We start from the raw sequence: 18,768 nt of genomic DNA on the forward strand, positions 1-18,768 counted from the left end.
TCCAACGAGGCTCGTGGGGCGATTGTTCCCGGGCCTGGCCAAGGGTGGGATCATGGGTCCCGTGCCAGCGGACGCCGAGGTTGAACCGGGAACGCTCCTGGTCGCCGCCCCCACGATGGTCGACCCCAACTTCCGCCGGACCGTGGTGTTCGTCATCGATCACCGCGAAGAGGGCACGCTCGGCGTGGTCTTGAACCGGCCGAGCGACGTCGCCGTGCATGACGTCCTGCCCAATTGGGGCGGGCACGTCGCCGAGCCGCAGGCGGTGTTCGTCGGCGGGCCGGTCGAGAAGAAGACGGCGTTGTGCCTGGCCGCGCTGCGCACCGGCGAGACGGCGGCGAGTGTGCCGGGGGTGATCGCGGTCCGCGGCCCGGTCGCGCTGGTCGACCTGGACACCGATCCCGAAGTGCTGGTGCCGAAGGTGCGCGGCGTGCGCGTGTTCGCCGGGTACGCGGGCTGGGACTCGGGGCAGTTGGCGGGCGAGATCGAACGCGACGACTGGGTCATCGTGCCCGCCCTGCCGAGCGACATCCTGGCCTCGCCGGACGGCGACCTGTGGAGCCAGGTCCTGCGCCGCCAGGGCATCCCGCTCGCGCTGCTGGCCACCCACCCGGGCGACCTCCAGCGAAACTGAAGCCACGCAAAAGGTTGAGTCACTCAAGCTTCTGAGTTGGTTAACAAGCGAAGCGGACCAAAGCTTAAGTCACTCAAGGTTCTGAGTCGCCCAACAGGCGAGCAGGCGAAATCTTGAGTCGCTTAATACATTGAGCGACTCAAGAAGTTGAGCCACTCAAGGATCAGGCGTCGTCCTTCTTGAAGACGCCGCAGCCGCCGGCTCCGCACGCGCAGCCGCTGCAGCCGGCCGGCGCCGCCGGAGCCGGGGCGGGCACGGTCAGCGCGGCCCGGTTGCCGAGCACCCCGCCGCCCATGACCAGCACCAGCATCGCGAGCACGCCCGCAACCGCGGCCGAGACGAGGCCGCCGGTCGTCGGCATGGCCAGCCCGGCCAGCCCGGTGAGCACGGAGATCGCACCCCCGGCCATGGTCGGCAGGCCCGCGACGCGGTTGGCCAGCTTGAACGCCTCTTCACTGCGCAGCGACGCCTGCGTGCGCACCCCGGTGCCGCCTTCGCGCGTCAAGCGCTCGCGGAAACCGAGGAACCCACCAAAGCCGACGAGCAGACCCAGCACGATCGGAACCAGCGCGATAGCGAACACGAGGTCAAGGATAAGCGTGACGTCCCGGCAACCTGCCGGATACCCTGATCGACTGTGCTACAGGCCATGTCACCGCGTGTACTGCCCACCGTCCTGACCGCTGCCCTGATCGGGGGAATCCTCGCCGCGACCCCGGCGAGCGCCACCGAGAGTCACCAGCGCCCCATCCGGCTGCTCGGCGAGCGGATCGTCCCCAACGCCCTGCAGTTCCAGGGCACCACGGTCGGCGGCCTGTCCAGCATCGACTACGACCCGCGGGCCGGCGGCTACGCGCTGATCTGCGACGACCGGTCGGCGATCAACCCCGCCCGCTTCTACACGGCGACCTTCCCGGTGTCGGCGGCCGGCGTCGGCGACGTCACCCTCACCGGAACGAAGCCGCTCCTGCGCCCCGACGGCACGCCGTACCCGCCGCTCACGCAGAACGACCCCACCAAGCCGCAGAACGAGCAGACGATCGACCCCGAAGAGCTGCGCGTCGACCCGTGGACCGGCGACTACTACTGGTCGCAGGAAGGCGAGCGGACGGCGACGACGCTGATCGACCCGTCGATCCGCGAAGCCCGCCGCGACGGAAAATACGTCCGTGACCTGCCGATCCCTGCGAACGAGAAGATGACGCCGACGGCAGGCCCGCGGCAGAACCTGGTGCTCGAGGGCATCACGTTCGCCGGCTTCGGCTCGCTGCTGGCCAGCGAGGTCGAGGGTCCGCTCCTGCAGGACGGCCCGGAGCCGACGACCACCACCGGCTCGCTCTCGCGGATCACCCTGCAGTCGCGCTTCGGGCCGGTCCTGGCCCAGTACGCCTACCCGCAGGAGCCGCTGTTCGCCGCGCCGGTGCCGTCGACGGCGTTCGCCACCACCGGCGTCTCCTCGATGCTGGCCGTCGACCAGGCCGACCCCTCGAAGTTCCTCATGATGGAGCGCTCGTTCAGCACCGGCGTCGGCAACAAGGTGCGCGTCTACGAGATCGACACGACGGGCGCGACGAATGTCCTGAACGTGAAGTCCCTGGCCGACGCGAAGCACGTCAAGCCGGTGAAGAAACGGTTCCTCTTCGACGCGGCCGACCTCGGGCTCTCCACTGTGGACAACCTGGAGGGCATGACCTGGGGACCGAAGCTGCCGAACGGCGAGCGCAGCTTGATCTTGGTCAGCGACAACAATTTCTCGCCGACGCAGGTCACGCAGTTCGTCGCACTGGCGGTCCCCTCCGAACGGCTTTGACCAGCAAGTTACGATGTGCACATGAACACGGCTCGGCTGCTCCTTAGCCTGCCGCGCTGACCGGGCCCGGCCTGGCCGGCGCGGCGACCCCTCATGCCCTGGTGGCTGAGGGGTCGAGTTGTTTCTGGAGCGGCTGTATCGATGAGCTCTCGGCGGGAAAGAGTGCCTCGAGCTTGAAACGAAGGAAGACGTCATGACTGAGGCGACAGGGACCGACGTCCCGGCGCACCGCTACACGGCCGCGCTGGCGGGTCAGATCGAGCAGCGCTGGCAGGACCACTGGGCCGACCAGGGGACCTTCCACGCGCCCAACCCCGTCGGGCCGCTCGCCGTCGAGGGGCAGCCGGTGCCCAGCGACAAGCTGTTCGTCCAGGACATGTTCCCGTACCCGTCGGGCTCCGGCCTGCACGTCGGGCACCCGCTGGGCTTCATCAGCACCGACGTCTTCGCCCGGTACCACCGGATGATCGGGCGCAACGTGCTGCACACGATGGGCTTCGACGCGTTCGGCCTGCCGGCCGAGCAGTACGCGGTGCAGACCGGGCAGCACCCGCGCAAGACGACCGAGGAGAACATCCGGACCTACCTGCGTCAGATCCGGCGCCTGGGCCTGGGCCACGACGAACGCCGTCGCATCTCCACGATCGACCCCGAGTACTACCGCTGGACCCAGTGGATCTTCCTGCAGATCTTCAACAGCTGGTACGACGCCGAGGCGGGCAAGGCGCGCCCGATCGCCGAGCTGGAGGCCGCGTTCGCGGACGGCTCCCGCCCGACGCCGGACGGCCGTGACTGGGCGTCGCTGAGCGCGTCCGAGCGGAAGAAGGTGATCGACGACCACCGGCTGGTGTACATCTCCGAAGCGCCGGTCAACTGGTGCCCGGGCCTGGGCACGGTCCTGTCGAACGAAGAGGTCACCGCCGACGGCCGCAGCGAGCGCGGCAACTTCCCCGTCTTCCGCCGCAACCTGCGGCAGTGGATGATGCGGATCACCGCGTACGCCGATCGCCTGGTCGACGACCTGGACCTGCTGGACTGGCCGGAGAAGGTCAAGTCCATGCAGCGGAACTGGATCGGCCGCTCGCACGGCGCCCGCGTCACCTTCAAGTCCGGTGAAGAGGGCATCGAGGTCTTCACGACCCGGCCGGACACCCTGTTCGGCGCCACGTACATGGTGCTGGCGCCGGAACACCCGCTGGTCGACAAGCTGACCGCGGCCTCGTGGCCCGAGGACGTCGACTCCCGGTGGACCGGTGGCGCGGCGACGCCCGCCGAGGCCATCAAGGAGTACCGCGTCGCCGCGTCGCGGAAGTCCGAGCTGGACCGGCAGGAGAACAAGGAGAAGACCGGCGTCTTCACCGGCGCGTACGCGACGAACCCGGTCAACGACAAGCAGATCCCGATCTTCGTCGCCGACTACGTGCTGATGGGCTACGGCACCGGCGCGATCATGGCCGTCCCCGGCCAGGACGTCCGCGACTGGGAGTTCGCCGAGAAGTTCGGCCTGGAGATCATCCGGACCGTGCAGCCGTCCGAGGGCTTCGACGGTAAGGCGTACACGGGTGACGGACCGGCGATCAACTCCGGCTTCCTGGACGGCATGGACGTCGCCGAGGCCAAGAAGACGATCATCGACTGGCTGTCGGAGAAGGGCGCCGGCACCGGGACCGTGCAGTACAAGCTGCGCGACTGGCTGTTCTCGCGCCAGCGCTACTGGGGCGAGCCGTTCCCGGTGGTCTACGACGAGAACGGCGAGGTGCACGCCGTCCCCGAGTCGATGCTGCCGATCGAGCTGCCCGAGGTCGCCGACTACTCGCCGGTGACGTTCGACCCCGAGGACCGCGACTCGACGCCGTCGTCGCCGCTGGCCCGCGCGACCGACTGGGTCGAGGTCGAGCTGGACCTGGGCGACGGCCCGAAGAAGTACCGCCGCGACATCAACACGATGCCGAACTGGGCGGGCTCCTGCTGGTACCAGCTGCGCTACCTGGACCCGACGAACTCGGAGACGTTCTGCGCGCCGGAAAACGAGCAGTACTGGATGGGCCCGCGCCCGGGCGAGTACGGCGCGGACGACACCGGCGGCCTGGACCTGTACGTCGGCGGCGTCGAGCACGCGGTGCTGCACTTGCTGTACTCGCGGTTCTGGCACAAGGTGCTGTTCGACCTGGGGCACGTGACATCCAAGGAGCCGTACCGGAAGCTGTTCAACCAGGGCTACATCGAGGCGTACGCGTACACGGACGCGCGCGGCGTCTACGTCCCGGCCGAGCAGGTCGAGGAGCGCGACGGGAAGTACTTCTTCAACGGCGAAGAGGTCACCCAGGAGTACGGCAAGATGGGCAAGAGCCTGAAGAACGTCGTCACGCCGGACGAGATGGCCGAGAACTACGGCGCCGACACGTTCCGGTTCTACGAGATGGCGATGGGCCCGCTGGCCATGTCCCGCCCCTGGGCGACCAAGGACGTCGTGGGTGCGCACCGGTTCCTGCAGCGGCTGTGGCGCCTGGTCGTCGACGAGACGACCGGCGAGCTGCGGGTGTCCACTGAGGACGCTTCCGAGGCGGATCGCAAGGTGCTGCACAAGACCATCGCGGGCGTCCGCGAGGACTACGCGGAGATGCGGTTCAACACGGCCGGAGCGAAGCTGATCGAGCTGAACAACCACGTCACGAAGGTGTACGGCGCCGCCGCGTCGACGCCGCGCGAGCTGGCCGAGCCGCTGGTGCTGATGCTGGCGCCGCTGGCCCCGCACATGGCGGAGGAGCTGTGGCACCGGCTGGGGCACGTGGACTCGCTGGTGCAGGGCCCGTTCCCGGTGGTGGACGAGAAGTACCTGGTGGAGGACTCGGTCGAGTACCCGATCCAGGTCAACGGCAAGGTCCGCTCCCGGGTGACGGTGCCGGCGTCGGCGTCTCAGGACGACGTGCAGGCGGCGGCGCTGGCGGACGAGAAGGTCGCGGCGATGGTCGGCGAGGGCTCGCCGCGCAAGGTGATCGTGGTGCCGGGGCGCCTGGTCAACATCGTCTTGTAACGCGCTGTCCGAAAGCTGCCGGTGCTTTCCCCCGGTTCTCGATTTGATTGAGCTGTCAACGAAAACGGCTCGATCGAAGGAGAACCGGGGATGACCCTCGACGGCAAGGTGGCACTGGTGACGGGCGGCAGCCGCGGCATCGGCGCGGCCACGGCACTGCGGCTCGCCGAGGACGGCGCGGATGTCGCGCTGACGTATGTGAACAACGCCGCGCGGGCGGCCGAGGTGGTCGAGCAGATCAAGAACCTCGGCCGCCGCGCGCTGGCGATCCAGGCGGACTCGGCGGACGCCGCGGCGGTTTCGGCCGCCGTTTCCGCGGTGGTGGCGGAGTTCGGCCGGCTCGACGTGCTGGTGAACAACGCGGGCGTCGGCTTCGTCGGCGCTTTCACCGAGACGGCGATCGAGGACGTCGACCGCGTGCTGGCGGTGAACGTCCGCGGCGTGTTCGCCGCGACCCAGGCGGCGGCCGGCGTCCTGGCCGATGGCGGCCGGGTGATCACGATCGGCAGCTGCGTCACCGACCGCGTGCCCGGCCCGGGCATGGCGTTGTACGCGACCAGCAAGGCGGCGATGGTCGGCCTGACCAAGGCACTGGCGCGCGAACTGGGCCCGCGCGGCATCACGGTCAACCTCGTTCACCCGGGCCCGACGGACACGGACATGAACCCGGCCGACGGCCCGTACGCGGCGGACCAGGCCGCGATGACGGCGTTCGACCGCTACGGAAAGCCCGCCGAAGTGGCCGCGGCCGTCGCGTACCTGGCTTCACCGGGCGCCGAGTACGTGACGGCGTCGGTGCTGTCGGTGGACGGCGGTCACGCGGCCTAGCTGCGGTCGAGCCCGATCTCCCGCGCCAGGTCGATGAGCATGGCCTCGAAGAGGACGTCCGGTTTGGACATCGGGATCGGGTAGTTGCCGAAGACCTCGAGCGTGACGTGCCCGTAGAGCCGGGCCCAGAACTGGATCATCAGGTACGTCACGCCGAGGTCGATCTTTTCGACGGGCACACCCTGGTCGGACTCGACGAGCACGGTGACCAGCGACTCCTGGAAGGTCTTCAGGTCGTCCCGCAGCTCATCGGGCACCCCGCTGGCCGACGGCAGCACGATGTCGTGCCGCGCGAGCACCCGCCCGGCGGCGGCGAGGAAGATCCGCCCGAACGGCTCGTCGACCCGGCTCAGCGCACTCCCCGACGTCGACCCGATCCCGCCGGTCGGCGACGCGAAAACCAGCGTGAATTCCTTCGTGTGGGTGAGCGCCCACCGCCGGAACCCCTTGCAGATGGCGAACAGCTGCAGCACCCCGTCGTCCGGCAGCTCGGCGATCTCCTCGGCGAGGTCGTCGGCCAGGTCGGCGCAGACGTCCAGCCGCAGGTTCTCGACGAGGTCATCGCGCGACTCGTAGTACCGGTAGAGCGCGGGCGCGGTGATCCCCAGCTCCCGCGCGATGGCGCGCAGCGTGACCGCCTCCGGCCCCTGCTCGACGAGCAGCTTCCGGGCGGTCCGCCGGATGTCCTGTTCGGTAGCCGCACGCGCGCGACCCCTGCGGGTGGGGTGGCTCATCCGAACAGTCTAGGTGGTTGGTACGACAGATTTTGCATCAACGCGATGTCCGCCGTAACGAAAAGGTGCAGCTCAGGCCCGCGCCTTGAGGTTGGTGAGCACCGTGTCGGCCACCCCGCGCCCGAGCTGGCAGGCGTCCTTACCCGAGTCGCTGCCCAGGACCAGAGAAACCGAATAGGCCAAGTCGTCCGCGACGCCGACGACGATCACGCAGCTGCGCTGCCCGCCGGCGCCCACGTCGACGTACCCGACGGCCGGATAACCCTGAACCGGCGCCAGGTCGTCGACCCAACGGCTGGCCTTCGGCTTTTCGACCTTGTAGGTGAGGCTGAGTCCTTGGCCGGTTTTCGTCTCGTAGGCGACCAGGATCCCGGCGCCGCTGCCCGAGGTGCTGGCCCAGTCGCACATCGGACCCAGCTCGGAGTCCTTGGGTTTCGCCGTGCCGGGCTGTCCGAGGTAGTCCGTCAGCTGTTGCTCGGTCAGGGCCGAATCACACGGGCTGCCCTCCAGGACCTTCGCCGGCAACGGGTTGTCCACCTTCGGTGCGCCGCTGTTCGGCAGTTCGGCACTGCTCGACGGAGCCGGGCTGGCCGTCCCGGGTGTCCGGCGGTCGCCCGTGCAGGAGGTGAGCACCGCGATCCCGGTGATCACAGCGGCCGTAGTGGCGAGAACCCGTCGGATCATTCGAGCGACCCCTTGATCTTCTTCGTCGAATCCGCGGCCGCTTGGTCTGCCGCCTGGGTGATACCGAGTGCTTGCTTCATCCGGTCAGTCAGCTCTGTGTAGTAACCGAGTTGGTGGCGCAGATGGATCTGGTAAGAGCGGCCGGCCGGGTTGATGCCGTTCTGGCCGTCCACCGCGTCTTGGCTCACCGGCTCTTCCGCCGGTGGCTTCGCCCGGCTCAGGATTTCGGCCTCGCGGATCTGCGTGCTGAGCTCGCTGAGCTGGTCTTCGGCCTTCTTGAGCATCGCCCGCATCTCATCCGCGCTCATCGCGAACCCCTGCCCACCGGCAGGCGGCGGCCCCGAGCTCGGCATGTCCGTCGCCCAGAAGCCGATCCCGCTGAAGATCGGGTCCGTCATCGTCCTCCCCCTAACCCGTTCAGGGTCGCGTACAGCACCTCGGTCAGCGCAGCCCGGGTCCCCGGCTGGAAGCTGACCATCCGCTCGCGTCCCGGATACACGTACGTCAGCACCCGGCCGGTCCCGGCGATGTCCACGGCGGTGATCGGCGCGCTGCGCGAACCCCGATTCACGGCGTAACACTGGTGCAGCCCCGTCCGCCGCGCCGCCATCAGCCGGCGTGCCCACGGCAGGGGGTCGGGGCCGCGATCGAGCGTCGGGTCGGCGAGGTCGTACGACTCCTCCACCGCGCGGCCCGAGAACCGCGCCTCCGGAATCGACACCGCCGAAATCCGCGCCGGCGGCACCGGCGGCAGCACGTCCACCAGCGACTCCGCGAGCCGCGACGGCTCCACCACGTCGATCCGGACCGTGTCGTCCTTCCGGATCAGCCGGAGCGCGTCCGGCCCGGAGGCCGACACGAGCGCCGCGCCTGACTCGTCCGCTTCGATGTCGCCCAGCCACGCCGTGAACTGGTGGGCGCCCCTCGCCAGGACGTGCAGGACGTCGCGGAACTCCCGCGTCAGCGTGCCGCCCGCCGCCAGCCGGAGCGAGGTCAGGACGGCGAGGACCTGCTCCTCGAGCCGTTTGCGGGTCTCGTCGCCGAGCCAGAGGTTGTCGGCGCCGAGGACCGCCGGCGGTGGGCCGTGGCGTTCCCACTCCCACGCGGTGAGCAGGGCCGCCTTGGGCAGGAAGATCACAGCCCGATCACCGGGGGCACCGTCCGCTCGTCGGAGCCGCCGAAGATGCTCTCCGGATCCGCCTCCACCAGGTACGACGCGCGCTGGTGCTCCGTGTCCTCCTCACCCTTCCCGCCCTTGGCGCCCGGGCCCATGCCGCCCATTCCCGGCGAACCCGGCTTGCCCGCCGCGCCGCCGCGGACTCCACCGGCCGCACCGGGACGTCCTTCGCCCGGGACGCCGGCTCCGGTCGCCGCGCCGGGACCGCGCGCACCCGACGCCGAGCCGGCGCCGCCGCCCGCGCCGGACGACGAGCCCGGCCCGAACCCACCACCACCAGGGCCGAAGCCGGGACCGAACCCGCCTCCCGAGCCGGGGCCGAACCCGCCACCAGGACCCGAGCCGGGACCGAACCCGCCCGGGCCCGTCCCCGGTGGCTGGTAGCCCGGCGGGTACTGCGTCGACGGCGGCACATAACTCTGCGCGCGAACGCTGTCGTCGACGCCGGACGGATGCGATCCCGGCGGCGTGACCTCCCCCGGCGGCGTGACGTGGCCCGGCGGCGTGACATGGCCCGGCGGTGGCGGTGGCTGGACGACCGGCGGGTGGACCGGCGGCGGCTGCACCTGGGCATCGATCGACCGGTCGTCGTCGCCATCGGTCGGCGTCCGCTTCCGTGGCGGCGGTTCGACGGGCTTCTTCGGGTGCTCCACCGTGAAGTCGCCGCCGTTGTACTCGCCGAGCTGGCCGTAGTCGATCGTGCGGGCCGCGGTGTTCGAGCTGGACTGCTGCGAATACGCGTTGTACCGCTCGACGTTCTCCTGGGCCTTCTGGTTGTACTGGTTGATCTTGTCTTCGGTGTCGGTGTCCCACGGCGTCACGACGTCCCAGGCGCTGCGCGTCGGCGGCTGGTCGGTGACGTCCTGGTGCAGCGAGTGCTTCAGCTGGTTGAACTGGTCGATCTGCGCCTGGGCCAGCGTCGAGTTGCGGTCCAGTGACACGGACGCCGACGCCGCCGACGCCGTCAGCGGCTGGAGCCGCTCCCGTGCCGCGTCCGACGAGCCGCCCGTCCACGCGGATTCGAGACCGGACGTTAGCTCGCGCGTGCTCTGCTCGAGCCGGCGCTGGTAATCCGACTGGTCGACGCCCGCCCGGCGCACCTCCTCCAGCGAACCGGTACCGCGACCGTGCTGTACGGCCTGGACCAGCTGGCCGGGTGACAGCCCGGCGGCCTGCGGGTTCACCGCCCCGGTGCCGGTCTGCGAGCCGACGTACGCCCCCGCGACCGCACCGGGAATCCCGCCCGCGACCAGGCCGATGCCGGCGCCGGTCAGGACGTTGTCGAGCCGCTCGCCACCCGACTGGACGGCGTGCGCGATTTCCGACCCGACGTGCTTGGCAGCGTCGAGCATGTCGCCGAACAACCCCATCGAACCGCGCTCCCCTCGCGTTCGATTCCTCTGCGTCACGCACAATACCGCAGCGGTTACCCGCTGTGTGAAGAATCGGCCAGGTCGGGAGCTCCCGTCCGCTGTCGGACCGGTGTGCCACACTCGGTGCCCGTACGGCTACTGACGTGAACAGGGGAGGTTCGCGTGTCGAACCCTGAGCAACTGCTGGCGAGCTTCGACGCCAAGATCGCCGAGGCCAAGCAGCGGGGTGACCGCATGCAGGCGGAGATGGCGGCGGTCTCCGTGGCCGAGCGCAGCCCGGACGGCCAGATCGCGGTCAAGGTCAACCACCTCGGCAACCTCGTCGGGCTGGAGATCGGGCACGCCGTGCGGGAGAAGGCGAACCTCGCCGACGAAATCCTGCGGACCGTCCAGCGCGCGCAGAGCAAGCTGGCGGGCGCCGTGCAGGCCGGGATGCCGTCGATCGCGGGCACCGAGACCATGAACGAGCTGGTCGACCAGCTCCACCGGGAATTCCCGGAGCCGGAACCGCAGGGTTTCGTGGACGGCGGCCCCGCGATACCGGCAAACGACGGGGCGCGCTTCATCGCCGAGGAAGAGCCGCCGTCGCCGCCGAAGCCGAAACCGGCGCCGCCGCGACCCACTACCGAGGCCGGCACCGACGACGACTACTTCAGCGACGGCGACTACCTGCGCTGACCAGGGCCACGAGGGAGGGGAACACGTGAACGACCCGCAGCCGGACATCCGGATCAAGCCGGAGCAGTTGCTGTCCCACGCGAAGAAGCTCGAACCGTTCGTCGACCGGTTCGCGAAGACGCTGGACGCGGCGGCCCAGGTTGTCGACCCGATGGCGTTCGGCCTCATCGGCCAGGCCTGTGGCCTCGGCGCGCTGTGCGGCGTCGCCCAGACCCTGGGGAGCGACTCCATCGGCCACGCGAAGAACGTGGCCCAGGAGCAGATCGACCGCGTCCGCACCTGGTCCCAGCACGTCGACTGGCGCGAGCAGGACGTCAAGGCGAGCTTGGAAGGCATCCACCTTGACTGAGAACGCGTTGGTGACCGAGGCCAAGAAGAAGGTCGAAGAAGGGTCGTCCGCCCTCGAAGGCGCCGGGATGGCGCAGGACTTCTGGGACGCGGCGACGAAGGCGGCCGACGGCGACTGGACCGAAGGCCTGCTCAACCTCGGTTTCGGGGCCGCCGGGGTCGCGGAGTTCCTGCAGGACCCGATCGCGGGCCTGGTCGGCATGGGGCTCGGCTGGCTGATCGAGCACGTCGAATTCCTGCGCGCCCCGCTCGACTGGGTGACCGGCAACCAGGAACAGCTCGACGTCATGCAGGAGACCTGGAGCGGCATCAGCGACGAGATCGGCGCCGTCGCCAAAGACCTCCTGGACACGGTGAAGGCCGACAGCGCGGAGTGGCAGGGGCAGGGCGCGGACGCCTATCGCGCGTTCACCGCCGAACTCGGCGACATGTACTCCGGCGTCGCCGGCGGGGCGAAGGCCATCTCCGTCCTGATCGACGTCTGCAAGAGCATCCTGAACGTCGTGCGCAGTGTGCTGCGCGACCTGCTCACCGAATGCATCGGCAAGCTGATCAGCATCCTCATGCGGTACCCCGGCCCCGCGGCTCCCGCGGGCTTGGCGGGCGAAGGCACCGTGGAGATCGCCAAGTGCGGCGAGCGGATGTCGCAGTGGCTGCGGAAACTCGTCCGCGCGTTCCAGCGGGGCATCAGTCAGTTCAACCACCTCAGCGGGCTCTTCAGGACCGTCGGGCAGAAGTTGCTCGCCGCCCTGAAGGACGCGGTGCACGCGGCGCCGGGCATCTTCAAGGACGGCGTCAAGGAGCTGCCCAAAGCCTTCGCCGAAGAAGCGGGCAAGGAAGCGGGCAAGAAGACCGCGGCGGCTTACGACGAGGCGGACAAGAACTACCGCGAAAACCACTACAACGAGAAGAAACCCGAACCCGTCTTCCAGCAGCAGGGCGGACAGCGCATCTCCGGGTCGATCTGACGCCGTGGTGTCGACGACTCCCGGCGAGCCGGAAACGGCCGCGGTGCAGGTCCGGCTGCCGATCCACGACTCACCGTCGGCCTTGAGGACCACCCTCGGGTGCCTGACGTTCTTCGGCGTCGTGTTCGCCGTGGTGGCCGGTTTGCTGGCGTGGACGCGCGGCGGGGATCGGGTCGTGCACGTGGTCGCGCCCGCGCTCGGCCTGCTGGCCTTGCTGTGTTTCGGCTACCGGCCGTTCGCGAGGTGGTACATCCGCCGCCACGGCGCGATGGTGACGGCGAGGGTCGAATTCGGGCCCGACGGGCTCCGGCAGCCGCTCGAGGACAAGACGACGCTCGTCCTGCCCTGGGACGACGTCCGCCGGTTCGACTTCCGCGAGGGGCAGCCGGGCGGCCGCGTCGCGCTCGCCGTTTCCCTTGTGGACGACGACGCGATCCGGAACCTGAACCGCGACCTCCGGCACAAGTCCGAAGTCGGCTTCATCCTGTCGTCGGCGATGGCCAGGGAAGAGGCGGAGAAGGCGTCGGCGGCGATCGAGCGGTACCGCCCCGGCCTCGGGCGGTGGACGTCCAAGAACGTCCGGCGCGGCGGCTTCGGCGTCCCGAATCCGGTGCGGCGGCTGGTCAAACGCTGGAGCGCCGATCAGGCGCGCACGCTCGTCCGCGCCGAGCAGGCCTCCCCCGGCCGGTTGTTCATCCTGTGGGCGGCTTGGCTGGCCGTCATCGCCGACTTCGTGGCGCCGGCCTTCTACGACATCCCGCCGGGCATCCCGCTGCCGGTCGCCCTGGCGATCTGGGCGCTGCTCTACGTGACGCGCTACCGCGGCGACCCGGGTGAGTTCGCCCTGACCGCCGACGCGATCACCTGGCGCCCCAAGGAAGGCGATCCGGTCCGGGTGGGGCGCGCCGATCTCGCCCGGCTGACTGCCGAGCCTTCGGGGAAGCAGGCCACCCGCCACTACGTCTCGGTGCACGCGATCCTCCGCCGAGGTGAGGATCGCACGCTGGCGACGAAAGTTTCGCCGGGCGCGGCCAAGAACGCGGTGCGGCTGGTGAACGCGTGACAAAGGAATCCCGCGTATCCGCGGGGCAGGGGCGCCGCCGACGCCGATCACTCGGGGGGCTACGTGATCGACGCCGGCGACCCGATGCCCTGCCCGGCTCGCGCCGGTCGGGGCAACGTCACCACGTCTCCGCGATGACGCACCAGGAGAGCGGGACCGAGGTCACGAAGTGACGGCCGGGGGACGGGCATCCCCCGATCGAGTGACAGGCTTCCGCTGCTCGCATGATTGTCGCACTCCGCCCCGGATAAGTTACAAAAACCTTCACTTTCACCTTGTTCGCCGGTGCTGACCTGGTCCGGACCGGTTTCTGGCACAGTGCGGGTATGAACTCCGACGTCCTCGTTGTGGGATCCGCCAACGCCGACCTCGTCGTCGCGGTGGATCGCCGGCCTGCCGGCGGGGAGACGGTACTGGGCGGCGACACCGTGCTTTCGCCGGGCGGCAAGGGCGCCAACACGGCGGTCGCGGCGGGCCGGCTCGGGGCGGACGTCGCGCTGCTCGGCGCCGTCGGTGACGATCCCTACGGCAGGCTGCTGCTCGATTCGCTCCGCGCCGCCGGCGTCGACACCGGGCTCGTGCGGACCAGCGAGCGGCCGACCGGCATCGCCTACATCACCGTCACCCCGGACGGCGAGAACGCCATCCTCGTCTCCCCCGGCGCCAACTCCGGCCTGGAACCCGCCGACGTCGACGCCGTCTTCGACGGGGTGGAGGTCATGGTCGTCTCGCTGGAGGTGCCGCTGCCGACCGTCGAGCACGCCGTCGCGCGGGCCGCCGAAAAGGGCGTGCGGGTGCTGCTGAACCTGTCACCGGCGGCGGACCTGTCCCCGGAGACGCTGGCCAGGCTCGACGTCCTGCTGGTCAACGAGCACGAGGCGGCCTGGCTCACCGGGCCCGGCGCGGAGTTCCGGAAGCTGCTCGACCTGGGGCCGCGGGCGGCCGTCGTCACGCTCGGCGCGGCCGGCGCCGTGGTGGTGGAGAAGGACGCCACGACCGAGGTGGCGTCGCCGAAGGTCGAGGCCGTCGACACCACCGGGGCCGGGGACGCCTTCGCGGGCGCGCTCGCCGCGTCGCTCGCCGACGGTGCCGACCTCGTCTCCGCGGCGAAGCGGGCCGTGCGGGTCGCGGCGTTCAGCGTCACGCGGCACGGGGCCCAGCCGTCGTACCCCACCGCCGCCGACCTGGGGGAATGATCACGCTGGCGGTCGTGTTGCAGGTCACATGGGCGACTCGTTCGGTTCGGCCTGGTGGCGCGGCTACGCCGCTCAGCTGCGGGCGATCGCGGACGCTCGCCGCCCCGACCGGCTCGCCATCATGCCGCTCGACGAGACCCTCAAGGCGCTCGGCAAGCAGACCGAACTCGACGAAGGCGTCTACGACGTCCCGCTGGAGGGCATCGTCGGCACGGTGGCCCGCGCCGGGGACTTCGACCGCGAGTTCCGGCCGCGCAACCGCGCACTGCGCGACCGCTGGGAGTACCTGACGCGGACGACGGCGGACCTGCCGCCGGTGCGGCTCGTGCGGCTCTCGGACATGTTCTTCGTCGAGGACGGCCACCACCGCGTCGGCATCGCGCGGGCGCGCGGCACGCGGACCATCCGCGCGCGGGTCCGCTGGATCAGCACGGTCGCTTGCGCGCTGCGCTGCCTGACGCTTGCCGACCTGCCGTCGAAGACCGCCGAGCGGATGTTCCTCGAGCGCGTGCCGCTGCCGGACGACGTCCGCCTCGGGCTGTGGCTCGACGACCCGGCCGACTGGTTCCGGCTCGCCGACTCGGCCGAGGCCTGGGGTTTCCGCCGTATGCTGGCCGGACGGCCGGTGCGCAGCCGCGAGGAACTGGCCGGCTCCTGGTGGCGCGAGGAGGTCAAGCCGGTGCTCGACCAGGTACGGCAACGCGGTTTGTGCCCGCCACCACGAGATATCCAGGCCTACCTGAGCTATGGTCTAGACCATGCCTGAGTTTGATGCCGCCGCGGACGCCCTCTCGGGGGTCGCCGTCAGCCCCGGCCGCGCGAGTGGTCCCGTCGTCCGTGTCGCGGAGCCGCTCGGCGAGCCCGCTGCCACCCCGGCCCCGGCCGACCCGGCCGCCGAGGCCGCCCGGATCGCCCCCGCGGCCGCGATCGTCGCCGGCCGGCTGGAGAAACAGGCCGAGACGGCCACCGGCGAGGCCGCGACGATCCTCATCACCACCGCCGCGATGGCGGCGGACCCGGCGCTCGCGTCGCAGGCCGAGACACTGGTGAAGACGCAGAACCTGCCCGCCGCGCGAGCCGTCTACCAGGCCGCGGAGGGCTTCGCCGAGGCGCTGGCGGCGGCCGGCGGGTACATGGCCGAGCGCGTGCGGGACGTCCGCGACGTCCGCGACCGGCTGATCGCCGAGCTGCTCGGCATCGCGCCGCCGGGGGTGCCCGAGCTGGCGTCGCCGAGCGTCCTGGTCGCCCGCGACCTCGCCCCGGCCGACACCGCCGGCCTGGACCCGGCGAAGGTGCTCGCCCTGGTCACCGAGGAGGGCGGCCCCACGAGCCACACCGCGATCCTCGCGCGGGCCCTGGGCATCCCGGCCGTCGTCGCGGTGCGCGGGCTGCTGGCCCTGGACGCGCAAGCGCTTGCGGTCGACGGTGACACGGGCACGGTCGAGGTCGCGGACCCGGCGGCCCCGGTCGTCACGGCGGCGGTGGCCCAGCTCGCCGACTGGAACGGCACCGGCGCCACGGCCGACGGCCACCGGGTGAAGGTCTACGGCAACGTCGGCTCCCCGGCCGACGCGCAGGCCGCGGCGGACGCGGGCGCCGAAGGGGTCGGCCTGTTCCGCACCGAGTTCTGCTACCTGGACGCCGCGGACGAGCCGACGGTCGCCGACCAGCGCGCGGCGTACACGGCCGTGCTTTCGCCGTTCCGCGGCAAGCCCGTGATCGTGCGGACCCTCGACGCGGGCGCGGACAAGCCCCTGGCGTTCCTGTCCCCGGAAGCCGAACCGAACCCGGCGCTGGGTGTGCGGGGTCTGCGCGTGGCGTTCGACCGGCCCGAGGTGCTGGGCCGCCAGCTCGAGGCCATCGCGGGCGCGGCGGAGGATTCGGGCGCCGAGGTGTCGGTGATGGCCCCGATGGTGGCCACGGTCGAGGAAGCGGCCTGGTTCGCGGAGCGGGTGCGGGCGGCGGGCATCGCCCGCGCGGGCGTGATGATCGAGATCCCGGCGGCGGCGCTGAGCGCCCGCGAGATCCTGGAAGCGGTGGACTTCGTCTCGGTGGGCACGAACGACCTGGCCCAGTACACGTTCGCGGCGGACCGCCAGCTGGGCGCGGTGGCCAAGTTGAACGACCCCTGGCAGCCGGCCCTCCTCCGGCTGCTGAAGCTGATCGGCGACGCGGCCAAGGCCACGGGCAAGCCGGCGGGCGTCTGCGGCGAAGCGGCCGCCGACCCGCGCCTTGCGCTGGTCCTGGCGGGGTTGGGCCTGACGAGCCTGTCGATGAACGTCCCGGCGATCCGAGCGGTGGGAGCGAGTTTGGCGGCGGCGACCCTCGCGGAGTGCGAAGCACTGGCGGAGGCCACCCTGGCCACCTCGAACCCGACGGCAGCCCGCACGGCGGCCCGCCCCTGAGGCTTTCGCGCCGGAGGTAAGTTCGGCCGCCATCGGCCCTGGTGTGCGATCCGGCTCGGCCGTTCGGGCCTGCGGTCCGGTGCGGCCTGCTGCTCGGGTCTGCGGTCTGGCTCGGCCTGCCGCCCGGACGTGCCTGACTCGTTTCGCCCCAGCACGAATCATCCCCACCCGCGGGGGCGCCCCCCACTTTCAGTCTATCGGTCATCACCGACAGTGCCGATTTGTGCGAACCTGAAGCAGCGTGGTTGTCCACATTGATCGAGGGGTGTGGGCAACCCGCCTCAAGCCGGTGAAGGCCGTCCCGGGGCTCCGGGGCGGCCTTCACCGAAAAAAAGTTCCGGGCCGTTGTCGATCCCGTGGCCGGCCGCTCGACGAAGAGGTGAGAAGCACCCGCGTCGAGAGGACCTCACCATGACCGCCACCATCTCCGGCCCGGCCGAAGCTCCGGCCGAAGCCGTCAGGGCCGGGCGCCGGGAGTGGATCGGGCTGGCCGTGCTGGCCCTGCCCACGCTGCTCGTCTCGCTCGACGTCTTCGTCCTCGTCCTCGCGCTCCCGAAGATCGCCGCCGGGTTGCACGCCGATGGGACCCAGCAGCTCTGGATCATGGACACCTACGGCTTCATGGTCGCCGGGCTCATGGTCACCATGGGGACCCTCGGCGACCGGATCGGGCGGCGGAAGCTGCTGCTCATCGGGGCGGCCGCCTTCGGGCTCGCCTCCGTCGGGGCCGCCTTCGCCCCCAGTGCCGGGATGCTCATCGCGGCGCGGGCCGTTCTCGGGATCTCCGGCGCGACCCTCGCTCCCTCCACGCTCTCCCTCATCGGGACCCTCTTCAAGAACCCGCAGCAGCGGGCGCAGGCCATCGGCATCTGGGCCGGCTGCTTCACCGTCGGCGCCATCATCGGGCCGATGGTCGGCGGGCTGCTGCTCGAGCACTTCTGGTGGGGCTCGGTCTTCCTGCTCGGCGTCCCTGCCATGGTCCTGCTCCTCGTCATCGGCCCGAAGCTGCTGCCCGAGTACCGCGACGAGCAGGCCGGACGGCTCGACCTCCCCAGCGTCGCCCTCTCGCTCGCCGCCATCCTGCCCGCCGTCTACGGCATCAAGGAAATCGCGCGTGACGGCCTCCACGTCGTGCCCGCCACGGCTCTGGTCATCGGCCTGGCCGTCGGGTACGTCTTCTACAACCGGCAGCGCTCCCTGAAAGACCCGCTCGTCGACTTCAGCCTCTTCGCCGCGAAGGCCTTCCGCACCACGCTCGGCGGGATGCTCCTGTTCAGCATGCTCGGCGGCACCACCATGCTCTTCACCGCGCAGTTCCTGCAGCTCGCGCAGCACCTCTCGCCGGTCGGCGCCGCGCTCGGGCTGCTGCCCGGGATGGCCGGCTCCACCGTCAGCTTCCTCGCCGCGCCGCACCTCGCGCGCCGCGTGAAGACGAACGTCCTCATCGCCGGTGGGGTGGCCCTCGCCGCGGCCGGCATGGTGGTCCTCGCGGTCGCCGACCCCGCGGCTGGGCCCGTGTGGCCCGCGCTCGGGTTCGCCGTGACGTCGCTGGGTGTCGGGCCGATGGTCGCGCTGGGCACCGACCTCGTGGTCGGCTCGGTCCCGGAGCGCAAGGCGGGCGCCGCCGCGTCGCTGGCGCAGACCGTCAACGAGTTCGGCTACGCCATCGGCATCGCGACCGTGGGCACCCTGGGCAACGCCGTCGTCCGCGCGCACGGCTTCGCCGCCGGCCTGCACGTCGTCGCCGCGCTGGCCGCCGTCGCGTTCGCCACCCTCGTCTGGTTCGTGGCGCGGAACCTGCGGACCGCCTGAACGAGCGAAGGCCTCCCCACCCGA

At 70.8% G+C, this 18,768-nt stretch carries 18 protein-coding genes; 12 read left to right on the forward strand and 6 right to left on the reverse strand.

Annotated elements, in window-relative coordinates; all coding sequences use genetic code 11:
- Window positions 1-52: 52 nt before the first annotated feature.
- Window positions 53-634: a YqgE/AlgH family protein gene (locus IE317_RS38105; RefSeq protein ID WP_191316229.1), complete on the forward strand. Its 582-nt coding sequence runs from the start codon at window positions 53-55 to the stop codon at window positions 632-634.
- A 163-nt stretch (window positions 635-797) separates the two neighbouring features.
- Here IE317_RS38105 and IE317_RS38110 read toward each other — a convergent pair whose 3' ends face one another.
- Complete coding sequence (locus tag IE317_RS38110; RefSeq protein WP_191316230.1) at window positions 798-1,217, reverse strand: SdpI family protein; 420 nt, start codon at window positions 1,215-1,217, stop codon at window positions 798-800.
- A gap of 66 nt (window positions 1,218-1,283) precedes the next feature.
- Between IE317_RS38110 and IE317_RS38115 the strand changes: the two genes are divergently transcribed.
- From IE317_RS38115 to IE317_RS38125, 3 genes are all read left to right on the forward strand, one after another.
- Window positions 1,284-2,444: an esterase-like activity of phytase family protein gene (locus IE317_RS38115; RefSeq protein WP_191316231.1), complete on the forward strand. Its 1,161-nt coding sequence runs from the start codon at window positions 1,284-1,286 to the stop codon at window positions 2,442-2,444.
- A gap of 193 nt (window positions 2,445-2,637) precedes the next feature.
- The gene (gene leuS / locus IE317_RS38120) at window positions 2,638-5,478 is read left to right on the forward strand and encodes a leucine--tRNA ligase (RefSeq protein ID WP_191316232.1); all 2,841 of its coding nucleotides are present in this window, start codon (window positions 2,638-2,640) and stop codon (window positions 5,476-5,478) included.
- A 90-nt stretch (window positions 5,479-5,568) separates the two neighbouring features.
- Window positions 5,569-6,306 (forward strand): SDR family oxidoreductase, encoded by a 738-nt coding sequence (locus IE317_RS38125; protein WP_191316233.1) that lies wholly within the window; start codon window positions 5,569-5,571, stop codon window positions 6,304-6,306.
- On the opposite strand, the gene IE317_RS38130 is transcribed toward IE317_RS38125, so the two are convergent.
- From IE317_RS38130 to IE317_RS38150, 5 genes are all read right to left on the reverse strand, one after another.
- On the reverse strand, window positions 6,303-7,040 hold the full coding sequence (locus IE317_RS38130) for a TetR/AcrR family transcriptional regulator (RefSeq protein ID WP_191316234.1): 738 nt from the start codon (window positions 7,038-7,040) through the stop codon (window positions 6,303-6,305). The two genes, IE317_RS38125 and IE317_RS38130, sit on opposite strands and share 4 nt — an antisense overlap.
- 72 nt (window positions 7,041-7,112) lie before the next feature.
- On the reverse strand, window positions 7,113-7,724 hold the full coding sequence (locus IE317_RS38135; RefSeq protein WP_191316235.1) for a DUF3558 domain-containing protein: 612 nt from the start codon (window positions 7,722-7,724) through the stop codon (window positions 7,113-7,115).
- Window positions 7,721-8,122 carry a hypothetical protein gene (locus IE317_RS38140; RefSeq protein ID WP_191316236.1) on the reverse strand — a complete coding sequence of 134 codons (402 nt, stop codon included), beginning with the start codon at window positions 8,120-8,122 and terminating at the stop codon, window positions 7,721-7,723. The genes IE317_RS38135 and IE317_RS38140 overlap by 4 nt, the downstream gene beginning before the upstream one ends.
- A complete protein-coding gene (locus tag IE317_RS38145; RefSeq protein ID WP_191316237.1) occupies window positions 8,119-8,862 on the reverse strand; it encodes an ESX secretion-associated protein EspG in 744 nt (247 codons plus the stop codon). The genes IE317_RS38140 and IE317_RS38145 overlap by 4 nt, the downstream gene beginning before the upstream one ends.
- Window positions 8,859-10,271, reverse strand: coding sequence for a hypothetical protein (locus tag IE317_RS38150; RefSeq protein WP_191316238.1), 1,413 nt, complete (start codon window positions 10,269-10,271; stop codon window positions 8,859-8,861). Before IE317_RS38150 ends, IE317_RS38145 begins: the two co-directional genes overlap by 4 nt.
- Before the next feature lie 165 nt (window positions 10,272-10,436).
- On the opposite strand from IE317_RS38150, the gene IE317_RS38155 reads away from it, so the two are divergent.
- The 8 genes from IE317_RS38155 (at window position 10,437) to IE317_RS38190 (ending at window position 18,744) form a co-directional block, all read left to right on the forward strand.
- Entirely contained in the window at window positions 10,437-10,952 is a 516-nt protein-coding gene (locus IE317_RS38155; protein ID WP_191316239.1) for a YbaB/EbfC family nucleoid-associated protein, read from the forward strand.
- 25 nt (window positions 10,953-10,977) lie between these two features.
- On the forward strand, window positions 10,978-11,301 hold the full coding sequence (locus IE317_RS38160) for a hypothetical protein (protein ID WP_191316240.1): 324 nt from the start codon (window positions 10,978-10,980) through the stop codon (window positions 11,299-11,301).
- On the forward strand, window positions 11,294-12,268 hold the full coding sequence (locus IE317_RS38165) for a hypothetical protein (protein WP_191316241.1): 975 nt from the start codon (window positions 11,294-11,296) through the stop codon (window positions 12,266-12,268). Before IE317_RS38160 ends, IE317_RS38165 begins: the two co-directional genes overlap by 8 nt.
- Before the next feature lie 7 nt (window positions 12,269-12,275).
- Entirely contained in the window at window positions 12,276-13,331 is a 1,056-nt protein-coding gene (locus IE317_RS38170; RefSeq protein WP_191316242.1) for a hypothetical protein, read from the forward strand.
- A 326-nt stretch (window positions 13,332-13,657) separates the two neighbouring features.
- Window positions 13,658-14,527, forward strand: coding sequence for a ribokinase (locus IE317_RS38175; RefSeq protein WP_191316243.1), 870 nt, complete (start codon window positions 13,658-13,660; stop codon window positions 14,525-14,527).
- A 28-nt stretch (window positions 14,528-14,555) separates the two neighbouring features.
- Window positions 14,556-15,293 (forward strand): hypothetical protein, encoded by a 738-nt coding sequence (locus IE317_RS38180; RefSeq protein ID WP_191316244.1) that lies wholly within the window; start codon window positions 14,556-14,558, stop codon window positions 15,291-15,293.
- Window positions 15,286-16,932: a phosphoenolpyruvate--protein phosphotransferase gene (ptsP, locus tag IE317_RS38185; RefSeq protein WP_191316245.1), complete on the forward strand. Its 1,647-nt coding sequence runs from the start codon at window positions 15,286-15,288 to the stop codon at window positions 16,930-16,932. Before IE317_RS38180 ends, ptsP begins: the two co-directional genes overlap by 8 nt.
- Window positions 16,933-17,343: 411 nt before the next feature.
- A complete protein-coding gene (locus IE317_RS38190) occupies window positions 17,344-18,744 on the forward strand; it encodes an MFS transporter (protein ID WP_191316246.1) in 1,401 nt (466 codons plus the stop codon).
- Window positions 18,745-18,768 lie beyond the last annotated feature (24 nt).

It is taken from the genome of Amycolatopsis bullii (genome assembly GCF_014654205.1).
GTDB classification, from domain to species: domain Bacteria; phylum Actinomycetota; class Actinomycetes; order Mycobacteriales; family Pseudonocardiaceae; genus Amycolatopsis; species Amycolatopsis plumensis.

Bases quoted from the DNA above. Each gene is read 5' to 3' on its own strand.
- IE317_RS38105 (WP_191316229.1), top strand. From the start codon at position 53: ATGGGTCCCGTGCCAGCGGACGCCGAGGTTGAACCGGGAACGCTCCTG.
- IE317_RS38115 (WP_191316231.1), top strand. From the start codon at position 1,284: ATGTCACCGCGTGTACTGCCCACCGTCCTGACCGCTGCCCTGATCGGG.
- leuS (WP_191316232.1), top strand. From the start codon at position 2,638: ATGACTGAGGCGACAGGGACCGACGTCCCGGCGCACCGCTACACGGCC.
- IE317_RS38125 (WP_191316233.1), top strand. From the start codon at position 5,569: ATGACCCTCGACGGCAAGGTGGCACTGGTGACGGGCGGCAGCCGCGGC.
- IE317_RS38130 (WP_191316234.1), bottom strand. From the start codon at position 7,040: ATGAGCCACCCCACCCGCAGGGGTCGCGCGCGTGCGGCTACCGAACAG.
- IE317_RS38135 (WP_191316235.1), bottom strand. From the start codon at position 7,724: ATGATCCGACGGGTTCTCGCCACTACGGCCGCTGTGATCACCGGGATC.
- IE317_RS38140 (WP_191316236.1), bottom strand. From the start codon at position 8,122: ATGACGGACCCGATCTTCAGCGGGATCGGCTTCTGGGCGACGGACATG.
- IE317_RS38150 (WP_191316238.1), bottom strand. From the start codon at position 10,271: ATGGGGTTGTTCGGCGACATGCTCGACGCTGCCAAGCACGTCGGGTCG.
- IE317_RS38175 (WP_191316243.1), top strand. From the start codon at position 13,658: ATGAACTCCGACGTCCTCGTTGTGGGATCCGCCAACGCCGACCTCGTC.
- IE317_RS38180 (WP_191316244.1), top strand. From the start codon at position 14,556: ATGGGCGACTCGTTCGGTTCGGCCTGGTGGCGCGGCTACGCCGCTCAG.
- ptsP (WP_191316245.1), top strand. From the start codon at position 15,286: ATGCCTGAGTTTGATGCCGCCGCGGACGCCCTCTCGGGGGTCGCCGTC.
- IE317_RS38190 (WP_191316246.1), top strand. From the start codon at position 17,344: ATGACCGCCACCATCTCCGGCCCGGCCGAAGCTCCGGCCGAAGCCGTC.